Below are 9,427 nucleotides of genomic sequence, written 5' to 3'. Positions count from 1 at the left end.
GGTGAGGGGGTCGGCGGGGACGTGCCGGTAGTTCTCGTTGACCTCGAAGTCGGCCCGCAGGGTGGGCAGGAAGATGTTCAGCAGGTCGGGGGCGGCCAGCACCTCCTCGGGGGTGCCACCGATCTCCCGCAGGTGCGGGACGAGTTCGGGTGCCGGCAGGTCGTACAGCCGGGGCCGCACGTCGCGGAGGTGGGGCGCGGCGCGGCCCGAGACGTACAGGTGGACCGGTGCGGTCAGGCCCTCGGCGCGCAGCCGCCGGGTGAGTTCGTAGACCACCAGCGCACCGAGGCTGTGGCCGTACAGCGCGAAGACCCCGTCGAACTGCCCGTCGAGGGAGGTCATCAGGTCGTCGAGCAGGGCGTCCAGCCGCCGGTGCGGCTGCTCCTGGTAGCGCTCGGCCCGGCCGGGCGGCTGGAGCGGGCAGATGTCCACGCCGTCGGGGGCGAGGGCGCGCCAGGAGGCGAACGCGGCGGCGCCCGCACCGGCGTTGGGATAGCAGAACAGCCGGGGCCTGGAGACGTCCGCCTCGGCCAGCGGAAGCCAGGCGCGGTGGTCGCGGCGGGAGGAGGCCGTGGTCACGAGAGCTCCACCGTCAGGTAGGGGGGCGCGGGCTGGACGCGGCCGAGGTCCGCCTCCAGGACGACATGGTCGCCGTCGCGCTCGGCCTCGGTGAACCCGGCGAAGGCGTAGGTGACGTACATCATGCGGTTGCGGCCGGTCTCCACGAACTCGGCGCGCAGCGAGGCGCCGGCCTCCGCGGCGAGGGTCATGATGTGGTTGAGCAGGACGGTGCCCACGCCGCGCGACATCACCCGGCACGACATCAGCATCATCCGCAGGTGCCAGGCGGGGCCCGCGCGTTCGACGAGGGCGAGGCCGATCTTGCCGTAGGAGCCGAAGCGGTCCGTGAGGGAGGCCACCAGCAGGAGGTGGTCGGGTGAGCGGCGCAGCTCGTCGAGTTCCTCGTAGGAGTACGTCCTGCCGGTGGAGTTGAGCTGGTTGGTGCGGACGGTCAGCTCCTCGGCGCGCTGGAGGTCCTCGGTGCCCGCCTCGCTGATCGTGAACTGCATGCCGAGGGTGGCGAGGAACTCCTCACCGGTGCCGACGTGTTCCTGCTCGGCACGGTCGCGGACGACGGCGCTGCGGTACATGGAGCGGCGCGTCCGGGACTCGTCGGTGACGAACTTCGGCCGGAAGCCCGGCTCCTGGAGGACGGCCAGGTCGAGGGCGTCCACGACGGTGATCTCGGGCAGGCTGTGGGAGACCTCGGCGCGTTCGAAGGGCTGGTCGTCGACGAAGGCGAGGGCGTCGAGCCCGATGTTGAGCGCGGAGGCGATCTCCTTGAGGGAACCGGACTTGGGGTTCCAGTTGATCTGCGGGTAGAGGAAGTACTCTTCCAGCCCCTCGGCGCGCAGCCGTTCCATGGCGTGGTCGTGGTCGTTGCGGCTGGCGACGGAGTGCAGGACGCCCAGTTCGTCGAGACGGCGGATCTCGGCGATTACCTCCGGGCGGACGGTGACGGTCTCGTCCTCCAGGAGGGTGCCGTCCCACAGGGTGTTGTCGAGGTCCCAGACGACGCACTTGATCTGTCCCGGGCTGGGTGCGGTCACGTCCGCGGCGGCGGTGGGGTCGCTCACCGGGTCACCTCCTGGTGGGCCTGTTCGGCGATGGTGATCTGCTGGAGTTCGGTGGAGCCCTCGATGATCTCCATGACGCGGGCGTCCCGGTAGAGCCGGGCGACCGGGTGTTCCTGGGAGCATCCGGCGGCGCCGTGCAGCTGCACGGCGGCGTCCGCACAGGAGGCGGCGGCGGTGGACGCGTGGTACTTGGCGACCATGTTCGCCATGATCATCCCGGGGTCCTCGGCGTCCTTGAGGCGGGCGGCGTCGCGGCACAGCAGCCGCGCGGTGCGCAGGCCGGTGACCATGTCGCTGATCTTGCGGCGGACGAGCTGCCGGTCGAAGAGCGGCCCGTCGGCCGTCATCCGGGTGCGGGTGTGCGCGACGGAGGCGTCCAGGCATGCCTGGATGATGCCGACGCAGCCGCTGGCGACGCTGAGCCGGCCGAGGTCGAGGGCCGAGGTCATGACGGTGCCGGCGGCCCAGCCGAGGGGGCCGAGGACGGCGTCGGCGGGCAGCCGCACCTCCTCGAAGCGGATCTCGGCCAGGTGGCTGGCGCGGGTGCCGAGCACGTTGCTCAACGGGGTCACGCTGACACCGGGAGCCTCGCGCGGCACCAGGAAGGCGGTCATCCCGCCTCCCGCCTGGGCGAAGACCAGGTAGAGCCCGGCGAGTTGCCCGCCGGTGATCCACTTCTTCCGGCCGGTCAGCAGCCAGTCGTCGCCGTCGGGGGTGGCCGTGGTGCCGGAGACGTCGGCGCCGGTACCGCTCTCGTGGCCGGTCAGGCCGAACGAGCCGAGGAGCGAACCGTCGGCGAGCCGGGGCAGCCAGCGGGCCCGCTGTTCGTCGGTGCCCCAGTGGTGGACCGACCACGAGACCATGCCGTGCACGGTGAGCAGACTGCGCACGGAGGAGCAGCCGCGGCCGACCTCCTCGTGGAGCCGGGCCAGGGTGCTCATCGGCAGGGCACGGCCGCCGTGCCCGTGGGGCAGGAAGGGCGCCCACAGGCCGAGTTCGCCGACCCGCCGCAGCACCTCGGCGGGCAGCCGTTCCTCGCGGTCCCACGCGTCGGCGTGCGGCACGACCTCCCGGTCGATGAACTCCCTCACCGAGCCCAGTAGTTCGTCCTCGGCGGGCGCGGTGCCCAGCTCTTCGGTGATTCCCACGGTGTCTCCCGCTCTCGTCGGTCAGGCCGTGGTGGAGGCGGCGGTGACCCGCTCGACGACCTCGGTGATCGAGGTCACGGAGCGGAAGTTCTCGCGGCGCAGCTCGCCGTTGGGGACCCGCACCGAGAAGGTGCGCTCGACGAACACGACCAGCTCCATCGCGAAGAGGGAGTTGACGAAGCCCATCTCGAAGATGTCCTGGTCGTCGTCGAAGGTGACCTGCGGGAACCGCCCGCTGATGAACTCACGGACCTGCGAGCGGATCTCGGTGCTGCTCATGGGGGTGTCTCCTTGCTGAGGGAGAAGGACGGGTGGCGGGGCGTCAGAGTCTCGGTGGCACAGGGGTCAGCCGGTGGCCGGGAGCGGTTCGCGGCTACTGGTGACGGCGGCGCCCGAGCCGTCGTAGCGGTAGAAGCCCTGGCCGCTCTTGCGGCCGTGCAGGCCGGCGTCGGTCATCTTCTTCAGCAGCGGGCAGGGCCGGTACTTGCTGTCGGCGTAGTGCTCGTGCAGCACCTCGACGCTGTAGAGGATGGTGTCGACGCCGATCAGGTCCGCGGTCTCCAGCGGGCCCATCGGGTGCCCGAAGCAGCTGCGGAAGACCTCGTCCACGGTCTCGGCGTCGGCGACGCCCTCGTGGACCAGGAACGCGGCCTCGTTGACGGTGAGCATCAGGACCCGGTTGGAGACGAAGCCGCAGGCGTCGTTGACGTCGATGGCCTTCTTGCCCATGGAGTCCAGCAGGCTCCGCACCCGCTCCAGCGCCTCGGGCGTGGTGTGGTGGCCGGGGATCAGCTCCACGGCGGGCTTCATCGGCACCGGGTTCATGAAGTGCACGCCGGCGACGCGCTCGGGCCGGGAGGTGAGGGAGGCGATGCGGGTGATGGGGATGGCGGAGGTGTTGGCGACGAACACCGCGTCCGGGTGCGCGGCCGCGTCAAGCCTCGGGTACAGCTCGCTCTTCAGCTCCCAGTTCTCGGTGATGTTCTCGATGACCACCTCGCTGTCGGCGAGGAGGGCGAGGTCGGTGCCGCCGGTGATCCGGGAGAGGACCTCCTCGGAGTCGGTCTCGGGGCCGCCGAACATGTGGCTGAGACGGCAGTTGAGTCCGATGCGGGCCATGGCCCGCTCGACGGTCTGCTCGTCCCGGTCGATCAGGACGACGGTGTGGCCGCTCTGGGCCAGGTTCTGTGCGACGCCGGTGCCCATGACACCCGCGCCGACCACTGCGACGTTCGTCACCGCTGTGCTCCTTCCGCCGCCGCCCTCGCGGCGGTCAGTTCCTTGCCGAAAGCCCGGACCGTTGGATTGGCGAGCAGTGTGTCGGCGGGCATCCCGCCGAACGCCGTCCTGACACGGGCCATGAGCCGCACCGCGGCCAGCGAGTGGCCGCCCAGGTCGAAGAAGCTGTCGTTCGCGCCGACGCCGTCGATGCCGAGGATGTCGCCCCACATGCCCGCGAGCGCCGTCTCGGTCTCGCCGACGGGCTCCTCGAAGGGCACGGACAGCGGGGGCCTGGGGTGCCGTTCGCCGGGGGCGGCGTCCTCCTCGTCGTCCAGGGCGCCGGTCCACTGGGCGAGGCGCTGGTCCAGCGGGCCGATCGACACGACCAGATGGCCGGTGCGGCCGTGCAGCGCCAGGGTGCGTTCGAAGATGTCCACGCCCTCGTCGCCCGACATGCCGAGCCCCTTGACGGTGGCGCCCAGGGTGTCGTCGGTCCGCTCGCCCACCAGCCAGGAGTCCCAGTCGACGGTGAGCCAGCCGGCCGCCCCGGTGCCGGGCTCCGCGGCGGAGGCGAGCGCCTGGGTCAGGGCGTCCAGGCCCGCGTTGGCCGCCGCGTAGGGGCCGTGGGCGAGGCCGCCGAGCAGCGAGGAGATCGAGGAGACCGCGATCCGCACCGGGGCCTCGTCCGGCAGCAAGAGGTCCTCCAGGACCCGCAGTCCGCCGGTCTTGGCGCCGAAGTGCGCCTCGCAGGCGCGGCGTGGGAGGTCGACGACCGGCCCGAAGCAGTCCGAGGACTGGACTCCGGCCGCGTGGACGACGGCGTCGATCGTGCCGAACTGTTCCCGGGCGGCGTCGAGGACGCGGGCCATCCCCTCCCGGTCGGCGATGTCGGCCCCGGCGGCGAGGACCCGCGCGCCCGCCTCACGCAGCCGCAGCACGGTGCGCACATGGCGTGCGGCGCGGTCCTCCGCGGTGGCGCCCTCCAGCAGGGTGGGCCACTCGTCCTCGGGGGGCAGCGGGGTGCGGGCGGTCAGGACCAGGTTGCAGGAGCGGGTGGCGGCCAGATGGGCGGCGAGCACCGCGCCGACGTCACCGAGGCCGCCGGTGACGACGACGGTCGCCCCTTCCCGGAGCGGGCCCTCGGTGCCCAGGACGTCGGGTTCCACGGCGGGAAGGCTCAGGGGCTCGAAGCCGCGTACCCAGCGGCCCCGCCGGCGCAGCGCGACGGGCTCCGTGGCCGGGTCGGGGTCGACGGTCTCGGCGAGGACGCGGGCGGCGAGCGTGTCGGCGGTGGTGGCGTCACCTTCGCGTTCGCCGATGTCGACCAGCCGGCAGATGATGTCGCCGACCTCCTGGGAGACCACTCGGGTCAGACCGAGCAGGGTGGCCTGTTCGGGCGCGGTGAGGTCGCCGCCGACGGCCTCGACGGCGCCCGTGGTGCAGCTGACCAGGGTCACCCTGCCGGTGGCGCGGTCGGTGGCGAGCGCGCCCGCCAGGGCCTGGACGGTGTAGTAGCCGCGCTCCTGGGCGGCGGCGAAACGGTCCGGCGCGCCGAACTCACCCGCCGTTCCGACCGTGTTCCACAGGTGGAGCACGCTCCGGGGCCGCCCCGCGGCGGTCAGCAGACCGGCGAAGCCGTCGCGGCAGGCGGGGTCGACGGGGCGGGCGTCCTGCGCGCCCTCCACCGTGGTTCCCTCGGGGGTGAGGACGGTGATCTCGGCGCCCGCCTCGCGCAGTCGCCGCACGGCGGCCACGCCGACCGCGCCGTCGGCCAGCACCCACCAGGGGCCCGCCTCCCGCAGCTCCCGGGAGCCGGCGGGCTCCGGGGTGGGCAGGCGGTGCCAGACGGGGTGGGCGAACCAGTCGGCCCGGTCCTCGATGCGTCCCTGCGGCACGGCGGGGCCCGCCGCGGCCGTGGGGTGGGCGACCCGGTCGAGGAAGTAGCGGCGCCGCTCGAAGGGGTAGGTCGGCAGTGGTACCCGGCGGCGGCCGGAGTCGTGCAGCGCGGCCCAGTCCGGGTCGGCGCCCTCCAGCCAGACCCGGGCGGCGTCGGCCGGGTCCGCCGGTGCGGTGGCGGGGGCGCCGCCTCCGGCCGGGCCGTGGGCGCGGGCGCGCTCCGGGTCACCCAGGGCCAGGACGGCGTCCTCGACGCTGTCGCAGACGACGGCGAGCCGGTAGGGGAACCCGGTGCGGCTGACCTGCAGGGTGTAGGCGATGTCGGCGAGATCGGCGTCGCCGGCTCCGCCGCCGGCCAGGTGGTCGCGGAGCCGGCCCGCCGCGGCGTCGAGGGCGGCGGGGGTGCGCGCCGACAGGGTCAGCACCTGGGGCCCGGCGGCCCCCCGGGAGTCCCGCTCGGCGGCGGGTGCCTCCTCCAGGACGACATGGGCGTTGGTGCCTCCCGCGCCGAAGGAGCTGACCCCGGCGCGGCGGGGGTGGTCGCCACGGTCCCAGGGGACGTTGGCGGGCAGCACCTGGAGCCGGTCGGAGGCCGCCGCCAGCGCGGGATTGGGGGTGCGGAACCCTGGGGTGCCGGGCAGTTCGCGGTGTTCGAGGGCGGAGACGGCGCGGATCAGTCCGGTGACCCCGGAGGCGCGGTCGAGGTGGCCGATGGACGGCTTGACCGAGGCCAGCACCAGCGGGCTCTCCCGGGGTGCGCTGAACGCCTTGTCCATGGCGGCGAGTTCGATGGCGTCACCGAGGCGGGTGCCGGTGGCGTGGCACTCGACGTAGTCGACGGTGCCGGAGTCGATCCCCGCGACGGAGAGGGCGCCGTCGATGACGGCGCGCTGCCCGGCGGCGGAGGGCGCGACGTAGGCGCCGCGGTCGGCGCCGTCGTTGTTGACGGCGGAGCCGAGGATGACGGCGTGAACGTGGTCACCGTCGCGGAGCGCGTCACCGAGCCGCTTGAGCGCGACCACTCCGACGCCCTTGCCCCACACGCTGCCGTCGGCGTCGGCGTCGAGGCTGCGGGCCCGGCCGTCGGGCGAGAGGATCGAGCCCTCCTCGTAGGTGTACCCGGCGGCCATCGGGTCCTCGACCGAGACACCTCCGGCGAGGACGGTGTCGCACTCGTAGGTCAGCAGGCTCTGCACGGCGACGTGCACGGCCACCAGGGAGGTGGAGCAGGCGGTCTGCACGCTGAGGACCGGCCCGGTCAGGCCCAGCTTGTAGGCGACCATCGTGCACAGCGAGTCCGACATGGTGCTGATGCCGTACTGGCCGCTGGTGATGGTCGCCATCACGTCGGGCCGGGCCAGGACGTGCCGCAGGCCGTAGTGACTGAAGCCGACGCCGCCGACGACACCGACGGTGCCGGGCATGTTCTGCGGCGGGTAGCCGGCGCTCTCCAGCGCCTCCCAGCAGCACTCCAGGAACAGGCGGTGCTGCGGGTCGGTGATCTCGGCCTCGCGGGGGTTGAAGCCGAAGAAGGACGCGTCGAACTCGCCCACGTCGTCCAGGGGCGCGCCGCGCCGCACATAGCGCGGGTCGGCGAGGACGGCGGGCGGGACATGCGCGGCCGCCAGCTCCTCGTCGGTGATCTCCCGGATGCCGCTGAAGCCCTCGGAGAGTCCCTGCCACAGGTCGGCGACGCCGGGGGCGCCGGGGAACCGGCCGGACATGCCGATGACGGCCACCCGGGTGTCGAGATCGTCGTCGGAGAAGTCGTCGGAGAGGTCGTCGCCGGAGGCGCTGCCGCCGGTGTGGGTCGTGTCGCTGCTCATTCGCCCGCCGTCTTCCTGTTCTTCCGTGCCCGCCGCAGTCCGGCGCGGCGCTGGTCTCCGCGCGCGCGTTCCCCGGCGGGGGGTTCCTGGTGGGTGGCGTCATCGCCCTCGACGTACCGGGCCATCGCGCTGACGGTCGGTGCCTCGTAGAGGACGTGGGGTGGGAGGTCGTCGACATCGAGGCGGCGGCGGATGCGCGCCATCACCTCCATGCCGGTCAGCGAGTTGCCGCCGAGCGCGAAGAAGCTGTCGGCGGTGCCGACCTTCTCCAGGCCGAGCATCTGGGCCCACACCTCCGCGATGGCGCTCTCCGTCTCGCCCGCCGGCGCCACGTACGGCGTCAGCAGGTCGGGGCGGGGGTGGTGGGCGCCGTCGAGCCAGGTGTCACGGGCCTTGCCGATGGTCTCGACGTTGAAGAGCGTGCTGTCCCTGGCCATGGCCGCGAAGTCCTGCGTGCTGACGACGACATGGGGCTGGCCCAGTTCCAGGGACCGCAGCAGTGCGCGCCATCCGGCGTCGAAGCCGATGCCGAAGGTCGCGCGGTTGTCGCGGAAGTAGTCGCGCATCTCCGGGTCGTAGCCGGCCATGCCCGCCTCCCAGGCGTTCCACTGCCACTCGCCCCAGCCGACGGAGAGGGTGCGGGGTGCTCCGGGGCGCCGGCCGGCGGCGTGGGCGTGGATGTCGAGATAGGCGTTGGCGGCGCAGTAGTCGAGCTGTCCGGGGCCGCCGCCGGTGGCCGAGGTGATGGAGGAGAACAGCACCAGGAAGTCCACCCCCACGCCGTCCAGGGCCGCTTCGAGGGCCCGGGTGCCGGCGACCTTGGGCGCCATGACCTTGGCCATCTCGCTCTCGGTCTTGAACTGCATCAGGCCGATGCCGGGCAGCCCCGCGGCGTGGAGCACTCCGTGGAGGGCGCCGAAACGCTCCAGGGCGGTGGCCACCGCGGCGCGGGCGGTGGCGGGGTCGGCGATGTCGCCGGTGACGACGGCGACCTCCGCGCCCAGTTCCTCCAGCGTGCGGACGCCGGTGACCCGGCGGCGCACCTCGTCGGTGACGGTGGGGTCGGCGAGGATCGCGTCCCAGGTGTCGCGGGAGGGCAACCCGGTGCGGCCGAGAAGGACGAGCCGGGCGCGGCAGTCGCGGGCCAGGCGTTCGGCCATGGCGAGGCCGATGCCGCCGAGTCCGCCGGTCACGAGGTAGACGCCCCGCTCGCGCAGGGGCGGGCGTGCCGGGCCGGTGACGGGCGCGGTCGCTCCGGCGTCGGGCGCGGTCGCTCCGGCGTCGGCCGTCGTGGCGTCCTGGGCGGTGGCTTCCTGGGCGGCGGGGACGGACTCGTAGTCGGGCAGCCAGCGTCGGCCGCCGCGCAGGGCGACGAGGGGCTCCCGGCCCCCGTCACCGAGTTCACCGGCGACCAGGCGGGCGGTGGCACCGGCCTCTGCCCGGTCCCCGGCTTCGAGGTCGACCAGGCGGCAGGAGACTCCCGGGTATTCGAGGGGGATGACCCGGACCGCCGCGAGGAGGGTGCTCAGCGCGGGGTGGAGGGTTTCGGCGCCGGTGACGGCCGCGGTGCCCGAGGTGACCACGTCCAGGCTCCACTTGGCGAGCCCGGCGTCTCCCATCGCGCGGGCCAGGGCGGCGAGGGTGTGCAGGCCGTGGGGCAGTGCGTCCTCGGGGGCGGCCTCGCCCTGCCGCGTGGGGC

7 protein-coding genes are annotated in these 9,427 nt (G+C 73.5%); all 7 read right to left on the bottom strand.

What is annotated here, in order from left to right:
- Nucleotides 1-579, bottom strand: a 579-nt coding sequence (locus tag E0D90_RS19670; RefSeq protein WP_227870343.1) for a thioesterase II family protein, incomplete at its 3' end; no start/stop codon positions are given.
- Nucleotides 576-1,637: an HAD-IIIC family phosphatase gene (locus E0D90_RS19665; protein ID WP_130799458.1), complete on the bottom strand. Its 1,062-nt coding sequence runs from the start codon at nt 1,635-1,637 to the stop codon at nt 576-578. The genes E0D90_RS19665 and E0D90_RS19670, both read right to left, overlap by 4 nt.
- On the bottom strand, nt 1,634-2,785 hold the full coding sequence (locus tag E0D90_RS19660) for an acyl-CoA dehydrogenase family protein (RefSeq protein WP_227870342.1): 1,152 nt from the start codon (nt 2,783-2,785) through the stop codon (nt 1,634-1,636). Before E0D90_RS19660 ends, E0D90_RS19665 begins: the two co-directional genes overlap by 4 nt.
- A gap of 21 nt (nt 2,786-2,806) precedes the next feature.
- Complete coding sequence (locus E0D90_RS19655; protein WP_130799457.1) at nt 2,807-3,064, bottom strand: acyl carrier protein; 258 nt, start codon at nt 3,062-3,064, stop codon at nt 2,807-2,809.
- A gap of 66 nt (nt 3,065-3,130) precedes the next feature.
- Nucleotides 3,131-4,024, bottom strand: coding sequence for a 3-hydroxyacyl-CoA dehydrogenase family protein (locus E0D90_RS19650; protein ID WP_103500189.1), 894 nt, complete (start codon nt 4,022-4,024; stop codon nt 3,131-3,133).
- The gene (locus E0D90_RS19645; protein ID WP_130799456.1) at nt 4,021-7,728 is read right to left on the bottom strand and encodes an SDR family NAD(P)-dependent oxidoreductase; all 3,708 of its coding nucleotides are present in this window, start codon (nt 7,726-7,728) and stop codon (nt 4,021-4,023) included. The genes E0D90_RS19650 and E0D90_RS19645 overlap by 4 nt, the downstream gene beginning before the upstream one ends.
- Nucleotides 7,725-9,427 (bottom strand): SDR family NAD(P)-dependent oxidoreductase (locus E0D90_RS19640; RefSeq protein WP_130799455.1); only part of this gene is annotated, 1,703 nt, incomplete at its 5' end. The genes E0D90_RS19645 and E0D90_RS19640, both read right to left, overlap by 4 nt.

Source organism: Streptomyces otsuchiensis (assembly GCF_004305975.1).
Classification (GTDB): domain Bacteria; phylum Actinomycetota; class Actinomycetes; order Streptomycetales; family Streptomycetaceae; genus Streptomyces; species Streptomyces otsuchiensis.
This window is presented reverse-complemented; position numbering and strand designations above follow the sequence as displayed.

Coding starts and splice junctions, on each gene's coding strand:
- E0D90_RS19655 (WP_130799457.1), bottom strand. CDS start 3,064: ATGAGCAGCACCGAGATCCGCTCGCAGGTCCGTGAGTTCATCAGCGGG.
- E0D90_RS19645 (WP_130799456.1), bottom strand. CDS start 7,728: ATGAGCAGCGACACGACCCACACCGGCGGCAGCGCCTCCGGCGACGAC.